Origin of the sequence: Sphingomonas sp. ABOLH (assembly GCF_003951715.1) — a bacterium.
In the GTDB taxonomy this organism is placed as follows: domain Bacteria; phylum Pseudomonadota; class Alphaproteobacteria; order Sphingomonadales; family Sphingomonadaceae; genus Sphingomonas; species Sphingomonas hankookensis_A.
This window is the reverse complement of record NZ_QQWV01000002.1, coordinates 23,069-47,017: the sequence shown is the minus strand read 5'-3', so window position 1 is coordinate 47,017 and position 23,949 is coordinate 23,069. Positions and strand designations below refer to the sequence as shown.

The 23,949-nt window shown below is 64.0% G+C and carries 17 protein-coding genes; 4 read left to right on the top strand and 13 right to left on the bottom strand.

All coding sequences use genetic code 11. The annotated features are described in order from the left end of the window. Positions 1 to 325: 325 nt before the first annotated feature. On the bottom strand, positions 326 to 1,660 hold the full coding sequence (locus CA237_RS01155; protein ID WP_126012424.1) for a hypothetical protein: 1,335 nt from the start codon (positions 1,658 to 1,660) through the stop codon (positions 326 to 328). A gap of 309 nt (positions 1,661 to 1,969) precedes the next feature. Between CA237_RS01155 and CA237_RS01150 the strand changes: the two genes are divergently transcribed. Genes CA237_RS01150 through CA237_RS01140 form a run of 3 tightly spaced genes read left to right on the top strand, consistent with a single transcriptional unit; the run spans position 1,970 to position 5,599 of the window. Continuing rightward, the gene (locus CA237_RS01150; RefSeq protein WP_126012421.1) at positions 1,970 to 3,319 is read left to right on the top strand and encodes a DUF4365 domain-containing protein; all 1,350 of its coding nucleotides are present in this window, start codon (positions 1,970 to 1,972) and stop codon (positions 3,317 to 3,319) included. Next, a complete protein-coding gene (locus CA237_RS01145; RefSeq protein ID WP_126012418.1) occupies positions 3,316 to 4,767 on the top strand; it encodes a hypothetical protein in 1,452 nt (483 codons plus the stop codon). The genes CA237_RS01150 and CA237_RS01145 overlap by 4 nt, the downstream gene beginning before the upstream one ends. 10 nt (positions 4,768 to 4,777) lie before the next feature. After that, positions 4,778 to 5,599 carry an ATP-binding protein gene (locus tag CA237_RS01140; protein ID WP_126012415.1) on the top strand — a complete coding sequence of 274 codons (822 nt, stop codon included), beginning with the start codon at positions 4,778 to 4,780 and terminating at the stop codon, positions 5,597 to 5,599. Between the two features lie 32 nt (positions 5,600 to 5,631). On the opposite strand, the gene CA237_RS01135 is transcribed toward CA237_RS01140, so the two are convergent. The 5 genes from CA237_RS01135 to CA237_RS01115 are packed head-to-tail and all read right to left on the bottom strand — an operon-like array spanning position 5,632 to position 15,805. After that, complete coding sequence (locus tag CA237_RS01135) at positions 5,632 to 8,763, bottom strand: SNF2-related protein (RefSeq protein ID WP_206432934.1); 3,132 nt, start codon at positions 8,761 to 8,763, stop codon at positions 5,632 to 5,634. After that, a complete protein-coding gene (locus tag CA237_RS19520; RefSeq protein WP_164523806.1) occupies positions 8,763 to 9,338 on the bottom strand; it encodes a hypothetical protein in 576 nt (191 codons plus the stop codon). Before CA237_RS19520 ends, CA237_RS01135 begins: the two co-directional genes overlap by 1 nt. Before the next feature lie 6 nt (positions 9,339 to 9,344). Then, positions 9,345 to 12,227 (bottom strand): DUF1156 domain-containing protein, encoded by a 2,883-nt coding sequence (locus tag CA237_RS01125; protein ID WP_206432933.1) that lies wholly within the window; start codon positions 12,225 to 12,227, stop codon positions 9,345 to 9,347. Between the two features lie 27 nt (positions 12,228 to 12,254). Beyond that, positions 12,255 to 12,716: a hypothetical protein gene (locus CA237_RS01120; protein ID WP_206432932.1), complete on the bottom strand. Its 462-nt coding sequence runs from the start codon at positions 12,714 to 12,716 to the stop codon at positions 12,255 to 12,257. 11 nt (positions 12,717 to 12,727) lie between these two features. Further along, on the bottom strand, positions 12,728 to 15,805 hold the full coding sequence (locus CA237_RS01115; protein WP_206432931.1) for a DUF499 domain-containing protein: 3,078 nt from the start codon (positions 15,803 to 15,805) through the stop codon (positions 12,728 to 12,730). Between the two features lie 370 nt (positions 15,806 to 16,175). On the opposite strand from CA237_RS01115, the gene CA237_RS01105 reads away from it, so the two are divergent. Then, positions 16,176 to 17,840 (top strand): DUF262 domain-containing protein, encoded by a 1,665-nt coding sequence (locus tag CA237_RS01105; protein WP_126012401.1) that lies wholly within the window; start codon positions 16,176 to 16,178, stop codon positions 17,838 to 17,840. Between the two features lie 125 nt (positions 17,841 to 17,965). Here the strand turns inward: CA237_RS01105 and CA237_RS01100 are convergent, their stop codons facing one another. From CA237_RS01100 to CA237_RS01070, 7 genes are all read right to left on the bottom strand, one after another. Beyond that, on the bottom strand, positions 17,966 to 18,790 hold the full coding sequence (locus CA237_RS01100; RefSeq protein ID WP_126012397.1) for a hypothetical protein: 825 nt from the start codon (positions 18,788 to 18,790) through the stop codon (positions 17,966 to 17,968). After that, a complete protein-coding gene (locus tag CA237_RS01095; RefSeq protein ID WP_126012394.1) occupies positions 18,787 to 19,500 on the bottom strand; it encodes a hypothetical protein in 714 nt (237 codons plus the stop codon). The genes CA237_RS01100 and CA237_RS01095 overlap by 4 nt, the downstream gene beginning before the upstream one ends. 82 nt (positions 19,501 to 19,582) lie before the next feature. Continuing rightward, the gene (locus tag CA237_RS01090; protein WP_164523805.1) at positions 19,583 to 20,551 is read right to left on the bottom strand and encodes a CHC2 zinc finger domain-containing protein; all 969 of its coding nucleotides are present in this window, start codon (positions 20,549 to 20,551) and stop codon (positions 19,583 to 19,585) included. Between the two features lie 200 nt (positions 20,552 to 20,751). After that, positions 20,752 to 21,426: a hypothetical protein gene (locus CA237_RS01085; protein WP_126012388.1), complete on the bottom strand. Its 675-nt coding sequence runs from the start codon at positions 21,424 to 21,426 to the stop codon at positions 20,752 to 20,754. A 126-nt stretch (positions 21,427 to 21,552) separates the two neighbouring features. Continuing rightward, positions 21,553 to 21,906: a helix-turn-helix domain-containing protein gene (locus tag CA237_RS19855; protein WP_206432930.1), complete on the bottom strand. Its 354-nt coding sequence runs from the start codon at positions 21,904 to 21,906 to the stop codon at positions 21,553 to 21,555. A 209-nt stretch (positions 21,907 to 22,115) separates the two neighbouring features. Further along, positions 22,116 to 22,898 (bottom strand): hypothetical protein, encoded by a 783-nt coding sequence (locus CA237_RS01075; RefSeq protein WP_126012385.1) that lies wholly within the window; start codon positions 22,896 to 22,898, stop codon positions 22,116 to 22,118. A 75-nt stretch (positions 22,899 to 22,973) separates the two neighbouring features. Further along, positions 22,974 to 23,912: a hypothetical protein gene (locus tag CA237_RS01070; protein ID WP_114686195.1), complete on the bottom strand. Its 939-nt coding sequence runs from the start codon at positions 23,910 to 23,912 to the stop codon at positions 22,974 to 22,976. Positions 23,913 to 23,949 lie beyond the last annotated feature (37 nt).

The following is a 23,949-nucleotide window of genomic DNA, read 5'->3' as shown; positions in this document are numbered from 1 at the left end:
AGCACGAGGATCGATCGCTGCCTTCGGATGAGCGGCCCTCGCGGCGTCGGACTTCGCGGTAGTGTCAGGACTGGGCATGCCCAGGGCGCTTCGTACCGCCAATCCCATGGCGGGATTGACGGGCGATGCATCGGTATCGCCGTGTGCGGTCGCCTTCGTGTGCGGCTCCTTGGCCGTCGCCGGATGGAAGAGGACCGGTCCAGCCTGTCCCGAAGTCCGTACGACCTTCTCGGCGTGCCTAATCGCCGCCTCGACCATCCGGAGGCGCGCCGGATCCTTCTTCGTCCTTGATGGGCGACTGCCCTTCACCGGCAGGCACTCTGGCTCACCGTCGACCTCCGACCCTGGTCGAGACGAACCGCTCCGCTTCCGCGATGATGCCTTCGCAGTCGGAATCGAGCGCGTTGTGCATGGGCCCGAAGTCCATGCTCAGGAGACGGTCGTGGATGCGGTACAGCATGTAGCGCCGCAGCTGGAGCATGTCCGTCATGTCGTACGAACACAGGAAGTTGTGCATCTTCGCCTGCGCGTCGGCATATGCGTCTCCCGACGGGGACCGAGCCACCTTCATGTCGATGAAGTCGCCATCGTAGAGATCCAGAAGCTCCCGCGCCTCAGGATACAGGGCGAGGTCGTCGAACTTCCGGATGTCGTCGAGATCGTTGAAGAGGTGGTATTCGAGCAGCGTGCGATCGAACGAGTTCCAGTCCCACTGGGCCTGATGTATGTCGAAGGAGACGCAGATGATGCGTTCGGCGACCCGGTCGCGCCCGGTCACCTTCAGATCGGCGACCAGCTTCTCCCTGGTGCCGTTCTCGTAGTTGCTGGCGAGCATCGAGGCCCACTGGATCTCACGCGACAGCGTCGCCCCGAACTCGCGTCCTTCGCGATCGTCGATCCTCTTCGCTTCGCGAAGGTCGAGGAGCGCCTCACGGCAGCGGACGCGCTTCATGAGGAGGTTGGCGCGGTTCATGTACGGCGAGGGGTTGGGCCACGCTGCGATGGACCGGGTGTAGAGATCGATGGCCTCGTTCGATCGGAACGCGACGGCCGCCTCCATGCCGAGCTTGAACAGGCGCTCCCCTTCGGCTCGCCCGGTGCTTGTCGGTGCGGGGGCAGGCGCGGGCTTCACGCCCAGATCGGCCAGCACCGCCTGCCAGCGGCCCGCCATCGCGACGCTGCCTTGGGCGATGCAGTTGTCGTGGAAGTGCTGGGCGTACTTGCGCCGTATGCCGTTCAAGGCGTCCTTGAAGCCGGACGTGTACATGACGAAGACGTTGGCGAGCATCAGGTCCGTCAGATTGGACGAGACGTGCCGATCCATCTCCGTCTTGACGTCCTTCAGGAAGGCAACGCCGGGGTTCGGAGCCCTGACGTAGGAATTCTCCGACCGGCGGCCTTCATGTTCGATCCGGTGCAGGCGGAGGGGCGACAGCCTGGCTGCGCTCGCTGCCGTGCCTGCCGCATCGATCAGTCGGTCATACTGCTCGGCCAGGAACCACCAGTTGTCCTGTTCCGTCGGAAGGAGGGACGGCAGGACGCTCGCGAGCTTGGCCGCGATGGCCTGGAACTCCCCTGGCGCCGAGGGTCTGTCGACCTGGCCGACGTGCGGAAGCGAGATCCTGGTCCTTCCACCACCAAACAGACTTCCGAAAACCATGCTGTCCCCCGACCTTACACAATCGCCTGACACGGTGGACTCTGCAGGCCGATCGATCAACCACCCGCCTCCTTGAGACGCATCGATCGTGAGGCTGTGGTTTCGGCGCAACGATGTCCGGGTCTTCGCAAATCTTTCAAAACGGAGATCCGGCCCATGTTTCCGGGCTCATTTGGGTGGAAGGGGTAGGTTCCGGATCGAGATCGAGCTCTCCTGTCCTCCGAAAAACGTTCTCGTGAACGGGCCAGTCGTCACATAGTAGTGGCCGGGAACCAAAAGCGAACGTTATGCTGAGCAGGAGGAGCCTGCATGAAGAAGATCGGTCGCAGCGACATCATCGGACAGCATGGCATGGCGCACATCCAGAGCGTCGTGAACGGCATGGGATTCATGTTCTATCCGACCGGCGGCGTCGAGGCGGGCATCGATGGCTACATCGAACTCCGGGACACGGACACGGGAGAGGTCAGCAACCTGCTCCTTCAGGTCCAGGGAAAGGCCAGCCAGCGGGAGCGACTGCAGGGGGAGACGGACACCAGCTTCGAATTCCCGTGCTCGGAAGCGGACATCGCGTACTGGATGCAGGGTACCGCTCCCGTGCTGCTCATCTTCGTCTGGCTGAAGGAGGGGAAGGCCTACTGGAAGTCGCTGAAGGACTGGTTCTCGGACGCTGAACGGATGAAGGCGCGCAAGGTCGTCTTCGACAAGGTCGCCGACGAGTTCACGCCTGCGGCGAAGGCCGGGATCGTATCCGTGGCCGCTGCGGCGCGGCCAGGAGCTGCCGGGCCCAGCGTCCGTATGGACGAGGAGCTGCTGATAAACCTGGTTGGCGTCGAATTCTCTGAGAGGATCTACTGGGCGCCGACGAGGCACGGTTCCGACAAGTCGTTCGGTGCGGCACTTCGTGATCTCGATCGGCGAGCCGGTGCAGAATGGATCGTCCGCGGCAAGGCGGTCCTCTCCTTCCATGACCTGGACAGGTGGCCCTGGAACCAGCTCTGCGAAGCGGAAGCGATGGAGGAGTTTGACGTCGACGAATGGTCAGACAGCGATGATGAGGAACGGCAGCGGGACTTCGTGGCGCTGCTGAACCGAGCGATCGGGGAGTTCGTGCGGCCGCATCTCCATCACGATCGAGATTCCGGGGCGTTCTACTTCAGCAAGCCCCGTGAGCGGGACAATCTGAACCACGCCTACCGAAGCCTGCTCAACGTGACCAGCAGACGTGTCGTCGGGGGCTACGGGAAAAGGAAGGACGATCCTCGACGACCGTCGTACTGGCGGCACTCCGCCTTCCAGCATCGTTTCGTTCGGCTTGGCGGTGGATGGTTCGTGGAGATCACCCCCACCTACCACTTCACGTACGACGGACGGCGGGCGGATCGTTTTGCCGGTGAACGGCTGAAGAAGATCAAGGAGAAGGAGAACAACGCCGCCGTCATGGGCCAGTTCGTGATGTGGCGCGAGTTCCTCATCGCCCAAGGACAGGGCGACCTCCTGAAGGGGGCGTATCCCTTCATCTCCTTCAAGGCCATCGATCAACTCGGCATCGAGGTGGGCGTGCCGGACGAGTTGTGGAAGTCGCAGGAGGCCGACCCCTCCTCTCCACTGTTCGAATACGCCCTGGTGGGCGAAACGGTCGAGGACGTCGCCGAATGAAGCTGACCCATCTCAAGGAACCGCCGCTCGAGTTCGGCGGCGCGATGCGTCATCCCGACATCAGGTTCGGCCTGATGGACTATGGCCCGCTCGATGCGGGTCTGGAAGGCGCCCCCAAGCGGATCAGGCTCGGCATCGTCGGTAGCGGCGAGACCGTGGAAGGAGTCGCGAGATGGATTGAGATGTGTTCGGTCGGGCTTCCGGCCAAGGAAAGCAGACAACCCAACCTCTTCCCGCCATTTCCCGGGACCGGGCTCGAGGAGACGTTCCGTTGCGAATTCGTCACCTCGACCGAACTGCAGCGGGTCATACCGCCGCGGGAGATCGCCCGACTTGTGTCAATTCCTGGCCAGCGGGACATGACCCGCGCGGTGGTCGAGACGATCACCAACGAGATCGCCGTGCTGTCCGAGCGGAGTACGAAGCCCGACGTTGTTCTCGTTGCACTGCCGGTCGAGATCATCCAGCGGACCTACAATGCGAGGGACGCGGTCGGTGGCGAGGACGCTGACGAGGTCGAGGTGGGAGCCGATCTCGACTTCCGCGGCATGTTGAAGGCCGCGTGCATGCGTCTTCACCTACCGATCCAGCTGCTCTGGCCGACCACGTTCGATCCAACCTTCAAGATCCCGCGCAAGCTGAAGGAGTCTAGCGATCGGAGGACCCAGGACCAGGCGACGATCGCGTGGAACCTCATGACCGCGATCTACTACAAGGCCGGCGGCCTGCCCTGGCGCCTCGCTCGGGACGCACGTCAGCTCCGGACGTCGTTCGTGGGCCTTAGCTTCTATCGATCTCTGGATGGCGAGCGCATACATACCAGCACGGCGCAGATGTTCGACGAACGGGGTGAAGGGCTGATTCTCCGGGGCGGGCGCATGGTCGAGAGCGAGGAGGACCGGAAGCCCCACCTGACGGCCGAGGACGCGTACGAGCTGCTGAGCAACTCGCTTCGCGTCTTCAAGGATCAGCATGGTCACTTCCCAGCGAGGGTCGTGCTGCACAAGACTTCCCGATTCGACCGCAACGAGCTGAACGGCTTCCACAAGGCCATCGACGAGCGCGACATCGACTATGCTGACTTCGTCTGGGTGCAGAAATCGATGACCCGCCTGTATCGGCTGGGGGTGTACCCGCCCCTCCGCGGATCCCTGGTGCGCTTCGACAAGGATCAGGCGCTGCTCTACACCAGAGGAAGCGTTGAATTTTTCCGAACCTATCCGGGGATCTACGTACCTCGACCGCTGATGTTGCGGTGCCAGGCGCTGGGTCAGCCGCTCCAGCACATCGCGCAGGAGATGCTCGCCCTGACGAAGATGAATTGGAACAATACCCAGTTCGATAACGGCTTGCCGATCACGATCGCCGCGGCGAAACATGTGGGTGAAGTGCTGAAGTACGTGGACGAGGGACAGGTCATCGCCCCGCGATACAGCTTCTACATGTAGGGAGACGGCTTTGAACGATGCAGTGGCGACGAAGCGCGGCTTTCGGGAGGAATTGGCCGCGGTGCTTGAAGACCCGTCGCGGGACAGCTTCCGCAATCTTCTCCGGGATCATACCGGTGAAGCCGCCAATCTGGATTTCAAGGCGGAGTGGCCGGCTGACGAGAAGCTGGCACGTCATGTCCTGGCGCTTGGCAACAGCGGCGGAGGCTGCATCGTCATCGGCGTGGCCGAACGTCCGGACAAGTCGCTCGATCCCGCCGGCCTGACCGAGTTCAAGGACAAGGTCGACGTCACGAAAAAGGTCAATCCGTTGATCCCGGACACGTTGATGCGGAATCTTCACATCGACGACTTCGCGTACGAGACATCGGACTATCAGGCCCTGCAGGGAAAACGCTTCCAGCTGGTCTCGGTACTGCCGGACCCCGAACATCTTCCGTACGTCGCGGAACGCGCGAACGGCGACGCGCGAGCAGCCGCCATCTATGTCCGCCGTGGCACCGAAAGCGTGGAGGCCAGCCACGAGGAGCTCCAGCACATCATCAACGCGCGCATCGCCACCGGGCACTCGACGGCAGCCGCGATGAAGCTCGAGGACCATCTCGATCAGCTGCAGGTGCTGAACGATCGCATCCCGAAGACGCTGGTCGTCCGGCGCATGGGCGTTGCAGATCTTGCGACCCAGCTGCAAAACTTGTCCGGGCTGTCACTCTTCGGTGGCTCAAATCGTAGCCCCAACCCTGACTACCCGAAAGAGGACACCCAGGCCTTCATCCGAAAGATGTTCGAAGCGAAGAAGGCCAGGATCAAAAGGGATCTCGACGTCGAGTGACTTCGGGCTTGAAGGGTCGTTGAGATGCCCGTTCAGTTCGGCGCGTTCGATCCCGCCGAATGGAAGGAGATTGCGGGAAACGCCGGCGATCCTGGCGTCCAGAACTCAGCCGAATCGGAATGCGCTGCGTAGAACGAACGATCCAGAGTCGCGCGAACGGGCTGCGAAAGCGTCACGGCCTCGACGGTCCATTCATGCTCGCTGAGCCGCTCCGTCCGGAAGCCGACCGGGAGCGCGTCGCCTTCGGCGATGAGCCGTTCGAGATCACCGAGATCGAACGCCGCGTGTCCGATGTCCGGCATGTCGTCCAGCGCAGCTTCGTCGTCGTCAAGATCGACGGCCGGAGGTGGGCGGTTCAGATCTGCGGCGATCATCGCTTCCACGTCGACGACGGCTCCTGACAGGGCGAGCTCGGCGATGCGCTTGCTGACCGAGGAGAGGATCGGCTGCAGGCCTCCCACCAGGGATTCGAAAAGGCTGATGCGCGACGAGAGGGACTGGTAGACCTGGGTCTCGATCGTGTCCGCATAGTGCAGGTTGACGATCCTGATCTCGTCGAAGCGCTGTCCGAGCCGATCGACGCGGCCGATGCGCTGTTCGACGCGCATCGGATTCCACGGCATGTCATAGTTGATCAGCGATCCGCAGAACTGAAAGTTGAGGCCTTCGGCTGCGGCATCAGTACAGAGCAGGATGTCGCCTTGGCCCTTGGCGAAGCGGCGCTTGATGTCCGCCCTTGAGACCCACCGCCAGCGCCCATCGGCGCTGCGGATTTCGCCTCCTCGGCCAGAGAAGCAGATGACTTCACGGTTCGTGCGGTCGGCTACGAAGTCTCGTAGCGCGTCCATGGTGTCGGTGTAGCCCGTGAACACCATGGTCTGCTGGTAGCCCTCGGCTTCCAGTTTCGACAGTTCCTCGACGAGCGCCATCGCCTTGCTGTCCGGGGGAAGCTGCTTCACCTCGGCCAGCAATTCCTCGATTGCCGCGGACTCGAGCAGCTGCCGTGCTTCCTGGTCGAGGACAGCGGTGTCGTCGGCGTCGACCTCCTCACCTTCGTCTTCAAGACCGAGCATATCGTCTTCGATGGCTTTCGATCGCTCAAGGCGTCCGCGCAGCGAGCAGGCTAACGCCGCAAAGCTGGAAGACAGCCGCTTGCGGTAGATCGTGAGGATGAAGCCGACCGCCGCACGCTTCTTCTCGTCCGCGTTCGCGTAGGCGTCGGTGATCAGCTTCTCGGTCGCCTCGTAGAGTTCTCGCTCCTCCCCCGACATGTCGACGAGGCGATCCCGGACATCGCGGGTGGCAATGCGCACGTCCAGCTTTCCTGCGGCCTTGTAGCGACGCAGCAGTGCGCGCGTGTGTCGCGAGAGCAGCGCGGCGATCGGTGTCCAGCCCTTTAGGATCCGGATTGCAGCGGACCGCTCCATCGGAGTCAGGCGCCGCCGTTTAATCGACGAGGCGCCCCGGAGGGCAGAGAGCACGGTCTTCACCGCTACGCGGGATAGGGGCGCATTTCGCCCGCCCGCGCCTATCCCCGCCGCGCGCGTTTCAGCGAGTTCGCCGTATGTGCGTTCGGTGGCTTGGAAGAGTGCAACGCACGCCTCGAACTCGTGCGTCGGAACGTTCGGTTGACGAAGCGCCTCGAAGTAGCGCTCGAAGTCGTCCGCGGTCCACTCGTCGGGCAGCCCCAGCAGCGACAGCAGGTCGTACAGCTCGAGGCCGTTGGTCTGCAGCGGCGTGGCAGTCAGCAGCACGAGACCTCGCGTCCGATGCTTGAGCTCACGCAGAAGACGCATGAGCATGTTCGGTTCGGACTTCCGACCGGAGCGCGAGACGCGAGCATGGTGGGCTTCGTCCACCACGACCAGATCGTATTCCTCGGCACCGACCAGTTCCGGCCAACGCTCGCGCCGTCGGGCTAGATGGCTCGACATGATAACGAAGGGCTCGCGCGACCAGTCCGCCCGAGATACCGGCGTGGCGACGATCTGTTTCGTGGACGGATCATACCGGAGCATGTTCTGGCCGTCGTACATCGGCCAGTTCAGCGCGAACTTCTCACGCAGCTCGGCCTGCCACTGCGGGCAGACGTTGGCGGGTGCGAGGATGATGCCTCTGCGCATGCGGCCCGCGAGCCAGGACTGCCGTAGGATCAGGCCGGCCTGGATGGTCTTGCCCAATCCGACCTCGTCGGCGATCAGCAGCCTCGGAGCATGATCCTGATGATCGCCGTACATGCGCAGGAACGCCTTGCGCTGATGCGGCCATGCATCGACGGGGCTCGTGGCTTCACCGACCCAGATGCCACCCTCCGGATCGTTCGCAGCGAAAGCGATGCGGTCCCACAGGGAAGTATGGTGGGAGGTCGGTTCCACCGCCGCTGGAGCCTGAACGGGCACGGCAGGTGCCAGGAGTTCGTCTGGCTGTTCGTCCTGGTCGTCACGTCGAGCGGCGGCGATCCTGGCGGGAACGTGATCATCGGGCGGCAGGAACTTCAACAGCGCATCGCGGATCGCGGTCGGAACGTCGACGACAAGGATGCTCTCGGCTCGGTTGTTCCAATATCTCGCGAAGCACGTGTCCTCGTCGTCCACGTACTCAGCCGCCGCGCCCCACGACGTGAACACGCTGATCGACTCGCCGTTCAACTTCCAGCCCTGGTAGGTCTCGTTGAGCGACCCGGTGAACGCCAGCCGGTTGCCAGTCTTGTCTTCGATGACGCCTGACTTCTCGTGGAAGATGACCGTGCCGGCGATCGGCTTGCGCGTCTCAGGCACGCAACGCACTGCGATCCGGACATCCAGCAGGCCATGCGCCACCAGCCAGGCGAGCAGCTCGAGGGCCTTGCGTTCGTCACCTTCCGGCGCATCAGGCAGGGCGTCGCCGACGCGATCGGCGACGAGATCCGCCATCGCCAGACCGCTTTCGATCGCGTGGACCTCGTCCTCGTCGAGGGTGCAGCCTACGATGAGGCGCATCCGTCCCTCGTTCATCGCAAGATGCTCTATCCCGGCCGATGCGAGCGCCAGTCCGGCCGCCGTGAAGTAGCCGGTGATGCGATCGTATCTCGTCGCCGTGGAGAGCGCTGGGACGTAGAATTTCCGCACGAGGTCGCCGTCCTCGCGGGTGAACTTGCGTTTCCAGGTCCGGTCCGTGAGCAGCATCAGCGAGCCTTCGATTCTGCGATCAGGTGCTCGCGGGTGGAGCGGGCGGGGTCGGTGGGACGGGAGCTGGCGGGGTCGGCGTTGGAGCCTGGTACGCGGGGGCGCGGGGCGGTGGCGTCGAGCCCCGGCGATCGGTGTCCGGGAACGACGGTGGCTGTGGTCGATGGTTTCTGTCGGTCATTGGTCTGCACCACGTTGGCTGTCGTGAAGGAGAACAAACATAGAAGACTGACAGGAAAGGTCCAAAGGGAAACACCGTTCAGTACGTCTACGCCGCGGGTCGATGGAGGCGTGGGATCGTTGAGCGCGGACCGCCGCTTGTTCGCAGCGCAGCGAGCGGCCTGGAAGCTGATCGTCAGAGCGAGAAGACCGACGAAGTTGAAGAACCAAGCGGCTAGCAGAGCCGGCTTCAGCACGGCATCCTTCAGCGGAGCGACGTCTCCGACGAACGCGATCGAAGCCGCGAAGAGCGCCGTGTGGACGAGGCCGACGAACGCGTCGCGGCCGGCATCGTTCTGGGCGTGAGCCAGATCGATGCCGTCGCGTTCGTGATTGTAGTCGCTCTCCGACCGCATCGTGGATCAGGCGTCCAGCGGATCGTACAGGGACAGCTGCTTCGGCGCGCCGATCTCATCGCCGTAGACGATGCGACGGAGCTTCTCGAGCGCATCGAAGTCGTCCGCCGCCGGCTTGATCGCATCGTCGGCTTCGATGCCGGAGAACGTCTTGGACGGCGGCAGGACCTCTAGCAGGACTTCAAGAGCCACCTTGAACTCGTCGTCGTCGAGCAGGCCGTTCGCTTCCAACATATCGCGAGCGGCTTCGACGCTAGTCTTCTGTGCCGTCTGAGCCGCGTGATGGAGCGCATCGATCATTCCACGCGAGCCGTTCGCTGGACCCAACGCACCCTTGGCGACGCGTGTGGCCGAGTCCCACAGCTTGAGGTCCGATCCCTTCTTCTCCGCCAGTCGTCCTACGACCTGGGCCATGTCCAGACCGACGGCACGCGCCAGCCGCAGACCTTCGTCGTACGCGAACTGCGGCGCCCGGAATGCGTCCCACGCCAATGCGACCCATGCGGTTGCGGGGTCCATGTCAGCGTTCGCCCGACGGTCGGCGAGCTGCCCAAGACGCCACGCCTTAACTTCGCGACGTGCGGCATTCAACGCGTCCTCGGGGCGCACGGCGTAGGGATCGAACTCCTCAAGCAAATCTCCCTGAGATCCCCTCTTCGCCGGCGGTAGTGGCGCCGGGTTGCCGCGGGTAAGCGGCCAGTGGCGTGAGAACGCCTCCAGCGCAGGACCAAAGCTCGCAAGGTATAGGTCGACCCCGGTTATGCCGGCGATCTGGAACTCCCCAATGCGCTCGCGAACCGCCTTCGCGACGAGCGGCTCGACGTCCTCCCAATAATTCGCCTCGTTTCCCTGCTCGAGGCGTGGGCGGCAGACGAGGAAGATGGTTGAGTTGGCAGCCGCCTTGTCCTTGATGTGCAGCGACCCAGAAGCCTCGGTATTCACCGGCCACGACGCGGTGATGACGAAATCCGCGTCCATCAGCGACATCGCCAGCGCGTCCCACGCGCCGGTATCCTTGTGGGTGAACATGACTGTCATGATGCCGTCGTCCTTCAGGACGCGGCGGCATTCGGAAAAGATGCCGGCCATCTTGTCCTGATAGTCGCGGGTTGCGAGCTTCTCCGCACCCTTCTGACCCTTGAAGTGAGCCTTGTTGGCGACCGCCTCGCTTTCCTTGTCGGCAAGGCGGCGGGTGAACAGTTCCGGCACGACGAGGCCCGCAGTCCGCTTTAGCCATACGTAGAAGAAGTCCGACAGCTCGGCATACATCACGTTCGCCCCGTATGGCGGATCCATGACGACCGCGTCCACGGACTTGTCCGCTATGTGCGGCATCGAGGCACCTGAGCCGTTGGTTACGGTGATGGTGCCAGTTGCCTTTTGAACTGCATCGAGCATGTCGCCGCGCTTGTCGCCGCCGACCATCCCGATCAGTTCCTTCAGAGCCTTGCCCGTGGCTTCCACCACCCAGTCAAAGCCCATGCCTTCGACAAGCAAGGCCATTTCAGCATACGACCATTTGAAGGCGAAGTCGTGCCGGTCGAAGGTGTTGACCATCGTCTCGCGGCTTACGTGCCAGCGGGTCATCCGCGAGTTGTAGTCGCGCAGCTTATCCATTCCAAGAGCGAGATATACATAGGCAGCAGCGCGGATTTCGTTTAGCGAGCCGTTGGCTCGATCGCGTTCGAGCAACTCCCTGAACACTTCGACGCCGATACCGTGGGCCAATAATTGTCGAGGGGAAAACATGTCGCGCCACGTCGCGCAACCATAGCGAATCGCCTCGTCCGTCTTGTTGCCTTCGGGGATGCGCTCACTTGGGACAGCGTCGATTGCATCCCACTCGGGCGACTTATCCTTCAGAATGGAGGCAAGAAGTTCGCTGTTATCGTCCTCTTCTTCAGGCGTGCGGTAGCCGCGAACCCACTTGATCCTGTTCTTTCCAGTTTTGGTCTTAGTAATGATCCGCCTTTTATAGACAACGGCGAAGAGTTGGTCGCCCATCCCACCCGCTTGGGCTTGGCCTTTAATATCGTCGCCATCGATCGCACGGCCGCAATCAGAGTAGGGACAGATTCCATCGCCGCCAGCGACGGTGCCGGAGGACTGATGCTTTGCGTCGTGAACGATCTCGAAGGTGCAATGGCGGGCGGGGTCGCCAACACCACTGCCTAGATGAGGAACGAGCCTGACGCCCGTGCCGTTCGGCGCTAGCCGCCAATTTGGCGACAGCGGCACCCTACCGGCGCAATAGGGGCAAGCGATTGTGCGGGCCCACAGATAGCCGTCCGGGCGGCAATCGTCTTCAGGCTCCGATGGAAACACTTTCGACAAGCGCGCCCTGACCTGATCCGCCCAGACCGGGCCGATGGAATCGTATTCGTTCAGAAGCTCGGCACCGAACTTTGCCGGATATTCGAGTGTCGCCTTCTCGATCAGACTGGCAACGGGGTTGAGGTCGTTGGCGCTGGCAGACAGACCAAGTCGAAATGCCTCGAAGGGGATCGCGCCACCGCCAGCGGTTGGATCGAGCACAACTAGATTTTCGTCGCCAATCAGCTCGTCGAGTTCGTTGTGCGTGGGATTGTGCGAGAAGGCCCGCGGGTAGCCGTAAGCATTGGCACCGAGACGCTCGCCCAGACGGTCCGCGCGAGCAATCCGCGCCCGCGCAGCAATCGGATCGCCGTGAATGCCAAGCGCATGCTTGAATGCATCGCGATCCGCATCCTCGGGCAGGATCGAAGCTAAGACTGCCGCGCGCGAAGCCACCAGCGGCCTCCGCGCCCACCAAACATGCAGCCGATTGGGCGCCGGGAAAGGGGTCATCGGGGTGCGCTCGCGCACGCTCTCGATGCCGATCTCGGCGATGGGCAAATAACGCTCGATCAAGCGAGTTGTCATACGGTCGTCTTTCGATCAGCGAGCGGTTGAAGTAAGAAGGACGCGAAGTGCGGTCAGCACGCGGCGCGGATTCTTGCGGTGTACGGCCATGCCCAGCCAGTAGGCGGCCTCCTCGCGCGGCATCTCCTCGATGCCTTCCGCCACCTGCACCATCGCGGAGCGCGATCGCATCGGCGCGAGCACGCGGAACATAAGCGCGAGGCGGAGGGCCGCTGCCTCGTCGATGGGGAGGCGGAGGCCGTCGATGGGCATGACGTCGAGCCGGATGCCGGCGTCCTTCAGGCGCTTGAAGATCCGGATCTGGTTGATCTCCAGATTCCGGCCCGCCAGTCCGGCCACGCGGATCGGCGTGACGATGTGCGGACTCGCGGACGACGGCATCTGCCAGATGTCCACCTGCAGTTCGTTGCCGGCGCGTCGCGCGCGTACCTCGTATGAAGGCTGGATCGCTGGCCGGTTCATGTAGTCGGCTTTCATTCTTGCATTCATCATGCTGCCACCTCAGCAGAGGCTTCCACGAACGCGGCGGCCGATCCGAAGCGCGTGAGGCGCTCGGTGATCTTCTCTGCGGCGTCAGTCGCCAGATCCAGGCCGTCGGCGAAGGTGATGCGGATGACGACGTCGAACCGCTTCTCGCTTGCCGCGCGGAGCAGCGGCTCGACGTACTCCTTCAGGCTCTTCATCTCGCCGATCGTACCATCCGCCTTGATGGTGAGATCGCCGCCGGCAGCCGTGGACAGATCCCCGTCGATCTCGACGCGCTTGATCGCATCGGGCACGGCGTCCGCCACCGCCAGCAGCTTGAACGCGTCCGCATATTCGAAGGGGGAGATCGTCAAGGAAGCGAGGCGGCTGGCCTTGCTGCTGCGTGCCTTCTGGAAGACGACCGTCAGCGCTTCCTTCAGGACGCCCTCGTGCGTGAAGACCGCACCCGCTCCGTAAGTGCTTCCAGGCTCCCTCACGGCCGATGCCGCGCCGGCGCCGCTCGGCGTTCCGACGACGGGCGTCGATCCGCCAACCTGCTGGAAGCCCTGATCCTGGGCGCCGTTCGTCGACGGCCCGGCCGGAACGTTGCCACCGGTGGCAGTGCCACCGGACGGCGTGCTGACCACCACCCTCGGCCAGATGCCGTGCTCCTTGGCGTAGTCGACGGTGAAGATGACCGACGACTCGTCGATGACGATGCTCGGCATCGGCTCGCCCTGACCGGCGACGAGATCCTCGCGCCTGTAGACGAAGAGGCCGTCCTCGATGCCCTTGCGGACCATCTTCTTGAACGGGTCGTCGCCGATGTGCATCGGCAGGCTGGCGTCCTTGCGGAACTCCTCGCGAAGCGCCGCCGTCGTGATCTGCCGCCTGAGCTTTAGCGGTGTCCGGTCACGGATGAACGCAGGTGCGTCGGGTGCGTCCTCCGGGGACTTCAGCTTTCCGCTGGCGGCGAGCTGCCGGACCACTTGGGTCTGCCCGATGCCAGGATTGGCTGCCGTCGCAGGATTGTCGATCGAGGCGTACGCCAGACTGACCAGTCCTTCACCGAGCGCCGCCTTCGAAGGGTACAGGAGGTGGCGATAGCAACCCTGGATTGCGACGGCGATCGACGACTCCGCCCGGCTTTCCAAGCGAAGGATCTCTTGCTGCTGGTGTTCGGCGAGGTCGATCAGGCGTTCCGGACGCTTCAGCTCGGACAGCGCCAGGCGGCGAGCCATCGCCTCGCGCATCTGCGGGACCGTGCGTTCGTCCGCCAGCAGGAACACGAGGTTGTTCCGCAGCATCCGGAACTTGTCGCCTTCGCTGCCCTTGCGCGTGTACATGTTGGCGATGAACTCGGGAACCTCCTCGAGCTGCGACGAGACTTCCAGGGTCTCGTGCTTGACGACCACCAGCCGCGGCTTCCCTTCACCTACGTCATCCGGCACGTCGAATGCGCCAGCCGGGAACAGGATCGGGTCGAATGTCGGCCGGGATCCACTGAAGATGTCCTTGATCCGGCTGTCGAGCTCGAGACGTACGCGCTCGGCGTCGATGCTCTTCTCCTCTCTCGCGATGATCTGCGTCAGGTTCGCCTCCGCATTGAACCGCAGGGGCGCACCGGGGCGGTCGTCGAGATAGGCGCTGTCCGTCTGGAAGCGGACGAGGCTCGCCTCCAGCAGGTCGAGATCGGATGCCGGCGAGGCGATCGAATAGCGCAGCTGCGCTGGCGTGATGCCCCGCAGCTCGTTGTTGAAGGCCAGGGTGTGCACGAAGATCGTTCGGGCGGTATACGATGCGTAAGGCAGCAGGCCCGCGTTGATGTCAGCGTCTATCTGTTGCGCCAGCGCCGGCTTGCCAGCGGAGCCTGCGACGTCGTTGTTGATCGCAGGAACGAAGGCCGACTGTCCGAGCCTGGTCGTGAACTCCCGTTGGACGCTGTCCTGGCTGAGATCGATATGATGCGCGTGGATGGCGTACGCGTCTGCGACGCGGTTCTGCCACATGCAGGAGATGGTCTTGGCAAGGATCCGTAGCATGCCGCGCACGCGCTGGAAGTCGGCGAGCGTCGAGGTCTTGTCGGTGAGGGTGTCGATCAGGTCCGGATGGAAAGGATAGGTATCGATGAGCTTCGATCCCCGAGCACCCTCCCTATTCTCGACGCGCTTGTCGGTCCAGATCGGGGCGAAGGCGGTTGCCACGTCAGCGGCGCCCGGCCGGACCTCTTCGAAGAGGCGCCGCCTCAGCACCGCCACGGTCTCGTCGTCACCCGTGGGGTTAAGGATGGTCGCCTTGCGGCCGGAGACGCTCTCTGCCTCCGAGATGAGTTTAGCCACAGCCTCATTCTCCGCGGCAAAGGCGTCGGTCGCCTTGCCGTCGGAACGGACGGCCAGCGTGAAGACGATCGCGGCCTTTGGCGAGGACTCCACTGCGGAGAACAATGCCTTGATGAACCCGGCCAGCTGATCTCGGCCACCTGCGCCGGGGCTCTTGCGCAGGTATTCCCCGATCTCGTCCAGAACGATCAGCGACGGCTGGTCGCCGAGCAGTTCCGCCAAAGTCTCCGAGCCCGGCGCACGGCGTTCCACGTCGGACGCGCGGACACGCTCATAACCCTCGCGACCGCGCAACTGATAGGCGAGTTCGCCCCATGGCGTGTAGGCGAGGATGCCGTCTCCCATCGAGCGGCCATTCGTCGGGTCAGCCGCTTCGCCATCGAAGGCCGCGACACGTGCAATGCCCGACATGGTGACGTCGGTAAATTCGGACAGGTTCGGAATGACTGCGGCGTTTCGGGCCGCATGGATCAGCGCGATCAGGCCGTGTGTCTTGCCGCCGCCGAAACTGGTGTCGAGGCGGAACACCGAGGAGACGGCGCCGGACTTACCGGACAACCGTCTCAGCACCTGGTCCAGGAGCTCGCGAAGGCCGGTGGTCGGATAGGTGTTCTCGAAGAACCGGACGGGATCGACGTAGTCGGGCTTACCTGTCCCGTTCACGACGGGTCCGAGCCTTGCGGCGAAGTCCGCATCCGCCATCGTACCGGACAGCACGTCCTGGCGAGGGACGCAGAGGTCGTAGATCGTTGGCGTGGTCACTTGTTGCTTTCCCCTATCCCGGACGTCCTCAGGCGGACGACCACATCGTGCATTCTTCCAACCCGCTCTTCGAGAAGCGTGGCCAATCTGTCGTTCAGGTCCGAAGGGCGAGCGCTCGAACCCGACAACCAGTAGCGAACCATCCTGTCGCTGGCCCCGAGCGCCCTTGCCAGATCGCTCTGCCAGCGAAGGCCGAACAGCAGCTGTCCGACTTCGATCAGGACATCATCGGCTTCCCCAGACATGTTTCCTAATTAAAGGAAATGGCATTCCTCCGCAATGGCTCATCGCTTCACCCGGCCACGCCGATTTGTTTGGAAAGCCTGATCTGCTCGCGTAGGTTCGATCGATTGTCCGAAGCGAGGTTTCGATGCGTCTCAATCCCCAGCACTTCACGGTCGCCAAGCTCATGCAGAGCAGACTTTTCAGGATACCCGATTATCAGCGCGCATATTCCTGGCAGAAGCGACAGCGAGCCGACCTGTTCGAGGACATCAGGGAAGTGCATCGGACCGGTCGCGATCACTTCATGGCTACCGTCGTCGGCCTCGCTCGGGACACCCGGATGATAGATGCCGACGAGTTCGGCGTCGTCGAACTCGTCGATGGCCAGCAGCGCATCACGACGCTCGTGATCCTCATCAAGGCCATCGAGAAGGCGCTGAACGTCGACGATCAGACGGAGGGCAAGGTTCGAGAGGACCTGCGCAGGCTTCTGGTGAAGGGCGATGACCACAATCTCGTGCTTCTTCAGACCAACCACGACAGCAGCGACGTGTTCGCGAGCTACGTTAAAGATGGAGTCATCAGGCGGGATGCGGTCGTCACGGCTGCCGATGAGAATGTCGTCAACGCTGCGGTAGAGTGCGAGGCCTTCGTCGCCAGTTGGATCGGTCTCGGCACGCTCGTCGATCTCGTCGCCACGATCCGCCACAAGCTGTCGATGATCTACCATGAACTCGACGACGAAGGCACCGTCTATCGTGTCTTCGAGGTCCTCAACAGCCGGGGCCTCGACGTACGATGGATCGACAAGACGAAGAGCCAGTTGATGGCCTCGATCTACGAGTATGTGGAGAAGGGATCGAGAGCGGATGGGCTGCACGAAATGCAGAACATCTGGAAGGACGTGTACCGCCGGCTCGGTCTGGATGACGATCTCGGAGACGAGGCGCTTAGGTTTGCGGGCACATGGTCGGACGAGGTTCGTCCCAACCGTGTCCTGAGCGAACAGGATGCGTCGGCGGCCTTGCTGAAGGCGGCCGGAACCAAGCTGGCGACGATCGTGAAGGCGGCGGCTTGGCTGAAGCTGGTGGTCGCGAAGGTTGTGGATCTGCACAACGACCAGCGTCGAGCCGCCGTGACCCGCATCGGGCAGGCGCGGTTCCTTGCTATCGCCATCATGCTTCGCGGCTTCGATCGTCAGACCGAAGCGATGCTTCTCGCTCAGTGGGAACGTGTCACGTTCAGGATCTTCACGCTGGCCGGCAAGGACAGCCGTACCAAGGTCGGTGAGTACATCCGCTTGGGCTACGACGTGTTGAAGGACGAGATGAACGCCGACGAGATACTGGAGGGGCTAGGCGATCTTGCCGAAGGGTTCGACATCGATGACATCATCGACGAAGAAACCTGGGACGAGTGGTACGGTGGCTATAACGAGGAGGTCCGATATCTGCTGTTCCGTTACGAGGAACATCTGGCGTCCACGAGCGGCACGAAGATCAACGAGTCCCAATGGGCTAAGGTCTGGGCGGCCGACCCGGCGAAATCGATCGAGCACATCATGCCGCAGAGCTCAGGGAAGGGTTATGTTCACGGGCTCGGAAATCTGACGATGCTTCCGCCAGGGGTGAACTCGTCGCTGAAGGACAAGCCCCCTGAGGACAAGGCCTCGCGCTACCTCGAGTGCGGGATGAACGCGACGATGGCGGTCGGGCGGGCGATCGAGGGCGGCCTGAAGTGGAACAAGGATGCAATACGAGATCGCGCCGCCAAGATCGAAGTATTCGTACGCAATGAGTGGGGAGACTGATCAACGGTACCTTCATCGACGACGGGATGAAATGAGCCCACCCCATGCCGCGTCGAGCATGGGGTGGGCTGCGCATGACGGACTGGGTTCCAGCAGTTGTCCACTGCGACGTCCCAATCTTGGAGTCAGGTGTCGTAGGCGATTCCCGGGATCTGCTTGCCCACCTCGTCGTCCGTCAGCGTCGCTACCACCGCTTCGAGCAGGTGATGGGTCAGTCGATCCGACCCGTAGCTGGTCGCCATCTCCCCCCAAGCTGGCCAGCGATCCATCCGGATGCACAGCCATTCGTAGAAGCGGTCGCGCCTTTCGGTCGTGCCCAGCCCGAGCGTCCATACCGTCTCGAAGATCGGCACGAGACCGTCTCCGCGCTTCGACAGGATGATCGACGGACGCCCGGCCTCGTGCCGGCGGAGGAAGGCGACGTCCCAGCGTGCGGCCGCCTGTTCGACGCGCTCCAGCCTGTCCTCACGCGTCTCCGGGCCGAGGCCGAGCTCGCACAGCTGGGCGATCGTGGCGGCGGACGGTCGCTGCCTCCTCACGTCGTACGGGCGGGTGGCGAGCAGCATGTGGATCACGGCCATCCCCTCCGCCGTCACGGCCTTGGCACCGCGGCCATCCTCCGTCAGTTCGACCAGTCCTTCCCGGGCAAGCCAGAGGTGGAACAGGAGGAGGTACAGCCCACTGGACTGGAAGATGTCTCCCGCCTGCTCACCGATCGTCGGCTTGCGCCTGATCGTCGCGACGAGCACGGCGTGCATCGTCTCGAGCAGTTCGTGCGGCGTCCTGCCGAAATGGTCCGGCATCCGCAGCCGACCGTTCCAGAACGCCGCGCGCATCGATGGCCACCGTTCGCCGGTCTCCTCGTCGACGAAGACCGTCGAACCATCGACGTGTTCGCCGCGCAGCCAGTTGCCCCAGGGCAGCTCGGGATCGCAGACGTGCGGGGTCAACGCCTGTACTCCAGGCTCGAGACTGGGATGAGGGTCGGACCGGGATCGGCCGCCCGGGGGTCGCGGTCCTCTCCGATCGCCTTCAGCTGTGCCGCGAGGCGCACGCACTCGCCGTAGACGAATGCCTCGGTCTTGTAGGTGGGATCGTCGACGCCGAACGCCGGGGTCTTGTCGCTGCGCGGATGGCGGGTATCCAGCGGGACGAGGTCGTCCCGCTGGTCGCAGCTGAAGCCGAACCACCACGCGTCGTCATCGTCGTGGCCATCACGATCGTCCGCGACGGTCCTGCGGACCTCCTGCCGGGATCCGAGGTCCACGGCGACGTGGCAGATGCTGCGATCCTCGGGCGCATCGCGCTCGCAGACGTGCGAATAGTCGATGCCGCCGTGCACGCCGATCATGATGCCCAGCATCGTGCCGTATTCACGACCGAACAGCGGATGGCCCGGGGGGACCGCGACGTATCCGCAGAGGTGCTGATACAGCGGCGATCGGCGGATGATGCAGGCGTATCCGGACGCCTCATCGGTCCAGGCGATCTTGTCCGCCTCGCCGCTCCACGGCCCATCCGCGGTGGGGTGCACGTCGGCGACGCGGTAGACGGCATCGACCTTCACGAGGCCACCGTCCTCCCTGAGCGGCAGGCGTGCGCCAGCGGGCGGCTTGACGATAGCGGGCAGCGAGACGGAGTTGTGCTTCTTCTTCGGCATGTCATTCTCCTTGGGATGTCATCCGCACGGCGGCGCATGGATGGCGACGATGGTGCATCGCCGACTGGATCGGGGTCGCTGCTCAGGCGTGGAGGAGCAGCCACTCCTCGTTGAAGTCCTTGCCGGCACGGGGGACGAGGTCCTCCACGGTGAGACCGACACTGGCGTACGCCGCCATCGCAGCGGCGGCGGCGATCCTGCCCGGTTCGTCCGCATCACCGCAGACGATCACGCGTCTGACTTGCGAAGGGAAGCGGACGTGCGGCAGGTTGCCGTCGCCCACCGCCGCCCAGACGCTGGCGCCGGGGAACATGAGCCTCACCGCCAGTCCGTCCTCGACGCTCGCCGCCAGCATCACCGTCTCCGCGACGGGACCGAAGCGGACGGCGCAGCCCCGCACCCGGCCGAGCGACAGCCTCGGCGTGCCCCGCGTCGACTTGCGCCCCTCGTGGTCGAGGAAGGTGCGCTGGATGCCACCTACCCGGCCATCGCGGTCCTGCAGCGCCGCGATCATCGCCGGCTCGCGTCGACCCTCTCGACCGTCCGCATCCCACCACCGCGCGACGTGCGAGTGGCGGATCGATCCGGGAATATCGTCGCCGATCCCGCGGTTGATGAAGTACGTCTCGCTCAGCGACCAGGCGATCGGCATCGCTTCCCGCCAGATCTGACGCGCTCGCCTCACCGACTCCGCGCGACGCATCGCGACGAGGTCCGGGTTCTCGAGCGCGATCGGCACGAGTGTTGCGGCCCCGGTCAGATCGAAACAGGCCTGCCGGAAGTCGACGTGATGGAGACGCTGGTGGAGTTCGATCACGTCTCCGCCCGCAGAACAGGAGAAGCAGTGGTACATCCCCTTGCCCTCGTTGACGAAGAAGCTGGCGGTCTTCTCGGGGTGGAAGGGGCATAGACCCTTCAGTTCGTCGCCGCTCTTCTTCAGTTCGGTCGCTTCCGCCGCGACCTTGGCGATCGAGGTCTCCGCCTTGATGCGGGCGACGTCGATGCGCCCCTTTTCGTCCATGTATCTGGCCGGGAGGCCGATGCTGTCCATGTGCATGCTCCTTCGCTGGTCAATCGCCACGCTCGCGGTGGTCTGGGGCCTCTTTCCTTCGGCCCCTGCCTCCACCGCCCGGCTCAAGCCGGCCGGCGCCTCCGCGCCGCAGTCACTTTCATTGGAGATCCGCCCGCGCGTCCGTGCGCGGGCGCAACCATCCCGACCCGGCGCCATGGCGCCGGGCACCCTTCACGAACTCAGCTCGAGCGGCGGGAATGCAGGTCGTTCGCGCCACCGCCACCGAGGGTGACCCGGGTGACGGCATGGGCCAGCACGAACGGCGACGGAGGACGCAGTCCCATGCGGTACGTCCACCAGTCGGCGGCCGCCCGCTGGTTCAGCAGCATGTCCTCGCGCTTCGTGCCTTCGGGCCACTCCGGGCCGATGCCCGCCTGCGCCGCCGCAACCAGCATCGGCGTCCCGAAGTCGACGAGCTGGCCGAAGATGGAGTCCCGGATGAGCGCCAGGCTCCAGTCGAAGGTGCTGGTTGCGGGCACGTTCGCCGCCAGGATCTCCTTCGCGTAGTCCTCAGTGTCCAGGTCGCAGGTCACCACCTTGCCGTAGGTGTCGACGACGAGCGGGCCACGCGTCCTGGTCCCCGCAGCCGCGACCACCGCCGCCGCAGCGGCATATCCCACCGCGACCTCGGTCATCCTGCCGGACGGATCGGGCAGCTTCAGCAGACCCTGCTGCCGGTCGATCAGTTCGATCGGAGCCGCCGCGATGCTGGACGCCGAACATCCGAGGAGGGTGGCGAGACGCACGAGCAGCGCGGGCGGCTCGGAGCTGGTCTTCGATGCGCGGTGGATCAGCGCGATCTGGTCGGGCGAGAGGTTTCCGCTCGCGAGCGGAAGGCGGTGTACGTTGTCCATGACGATGTCCTCGTTGTCGCCGGCCCGCTGGACGGAGCCGGTCGCTGCTGACTTGCTGCGTTCTGCCGACGCCGCGGCGGGTCGCGGACCCACGACTGAAGCCGTGGGCCAGCGGAGGCAGGCGGATCAGTTGGTGGAGTCGTACTCGCTGGTGGTGATGGCGCGGTTGCGGTCGATCCAGACGTCGAGATCGTCCGGGTGGTACCTGACGGCCGTCCCCAGCTTGATGAAGCGGGGCGAGTTGTCGCCCTTGCGGCCGTAGAGGCGCATCTTCTCCAACGTGTTCTTGGCCAGCCCGCAGTACGTCGCGGCCTCGGTGGTGGTCATCAGCCGGCGGCGCGGCGCCTCGTCGTCGTGATCGGCGGCATCGGGCGTCCTGGCGGGGCGGTTCTTCCCGGAACCCGCAGCACCGATCGAGACGACGTAGCCGTTCGGGCTGACCATCCTGGCGGTGTTCGGGCTGATGTAGTTGACGTTCATGCTTCGCCTCCTTGGCTGCCGGACCGGAATGGCCTGGCAAGTCCGTGGTAGGAGGCGGAAATCTCGTTCAAACAGTCCGAATGTCGTCCCGCAGGGGGTGAGATTGCAGCAGGAGATTTACCTGGATCTGTCAGAGGAATGGCATACGGAAAAGGCCCACCCGCCAGTTGGCGGATGGGCCTTGGATCAGAACCGGAGTGGGGCGTCGACTATGCGGCCAGTCGCACGCCTACGAGATTGAGGGTGTCACTGGACGGCGCGACTGCGTGCCAGGCGGCGAACAGGGTCTCCTTGGGCAGTGTGCCCTCGGCGACCTTGCGACAGGCGTCCCACACGTCGGCAGGCCAGCGTCGGACCACGTGACGGATTGTCCCGTCCGGCTGTATCGGGCCGAGCAGGATCGGCCCCTTCATGACCCCCGTCACCTTCACGCCGCGGAAGTGCGTCGGCGGCACGAAGTCGCCGTCCGCATCGAGGAACGGCAGGATCGGATCCGTGCCGAAGGTCGGCGTCTCATCGAGGTAGCCGATCATCGCGGGGGATGCCGACGACACCTCGACGTGATCCGCGTCGAGGAGGCGGACGGACAGGTACTCGTTGTAGCGGCCTTCAGGCAGCGCGATGACGGTGCAGTCCACCGTTCGGAAGGGAACGCGATCGTAATCGCGTGCGTCGCAGTGATCCGCGACCGGAGGCTGGTCGCCATCAACGGCGGGGCCGTTGGCGGAGACGTAGGTGCACGACGTCGGCGACCAGACGATGCAATGCGACGTGTTGCTACGGGTGGTGTGCCGGCAGACGTAGTTGATCAGCAGCAGGCGTTGGGCTTCGGTCGGCGGCGTGTCCTGAAGCATGCCGAACGCATGCAGCATCCTCTCCACGTCGTCGCCCTGGAGGTCGACGAACAGATCGACACGCACGTGCGTGTTCCGGTCCAGACCGGTTTCGACGATGTGCGGATACTCGCGATCGGTGAGCTGAACCTTAGCCATTTCTATTTCATCCCTGGGAATGCATCCCGGATGTCTTTCCATGAATTCTCTCGTCCATCCGAAGATCCGCGTCCTTCAGTGCCCCCTGCGCGGCCCCTGCGGTCCTCGACGTCGACCTGGTCTGGCCCACTCTGGGAAGTCCGGCAGCAGTCTGGCGCGGGCCCGTTGGAAGACCTTCGCCGAGAACTCCCGGTTCGTCCGCGCTTCGACCGCTTTCTTCAGCGCTTCGCTGGTGATGTCCTTGTTCTCCGCTTCGCTGAGATGCTCGCGCATGGCGTCCTCGCAGATCTTCTCCACGTACGCCGTAGGAGCCTGCTTCGGCGCACCGAGGAGTCCGTCGTCGATCACGGTGATGCCGCCGTCGTTCAACGACACCTGGTTGTCACGGGCATACGCGCGCAGCCGTTTCTCGAGCTGGTTCCCGTCGACGAACACGAGGTGGGTGCCGGATGAGCCCGGCGCCGTGCGATCGCCCGGCGTCAGCCGGCAGGACGCGATGCGATCGATGGGATCGATCAGTTCCCAGTCGCCGGGATCGATCGGGATCGAGGGGGAGCCGTCCTGCGGCATCCCGATGGTGCTGATCCTTCCGCTGGCCGCCAGCAGGGCGATCCCGCGTGCGACCGCCCTCACCGCTACTCGTCCAGCGTGACGGTAGTTGTTGTGGGCGTCGGCTCGATCGAGGGCAGCCTCCTCTTCCTCGGTCCAGTCGTCCGGACGCCAGAACCCCGCTTCGACGTCAGGGTCGACGCCGATGACGCCCGAGCCATCACGGTAGGGTGACCATTCCGGATGACTCAGGAACAGGTCGGGCCGCGGTTGGGACATCTCGGTCCGCCCCGCGGCCACGAAGAGGTCGTCGTACCAGGGGTAGCACATGACCCGCGCCAGTCGCATGGCGACGTCGGCCAGGAAGGCGTGCCTGCTTGCGGGCCACTTGGCCGGATCGCCGTACCACTTCTCCCAATCGGCCGCTTCGATCGGGTCTCGCGCAACCGACTGTTCGATGGACATCCGTCATTCTCCGACCGGCGTTCAGGAATCTGCCGAG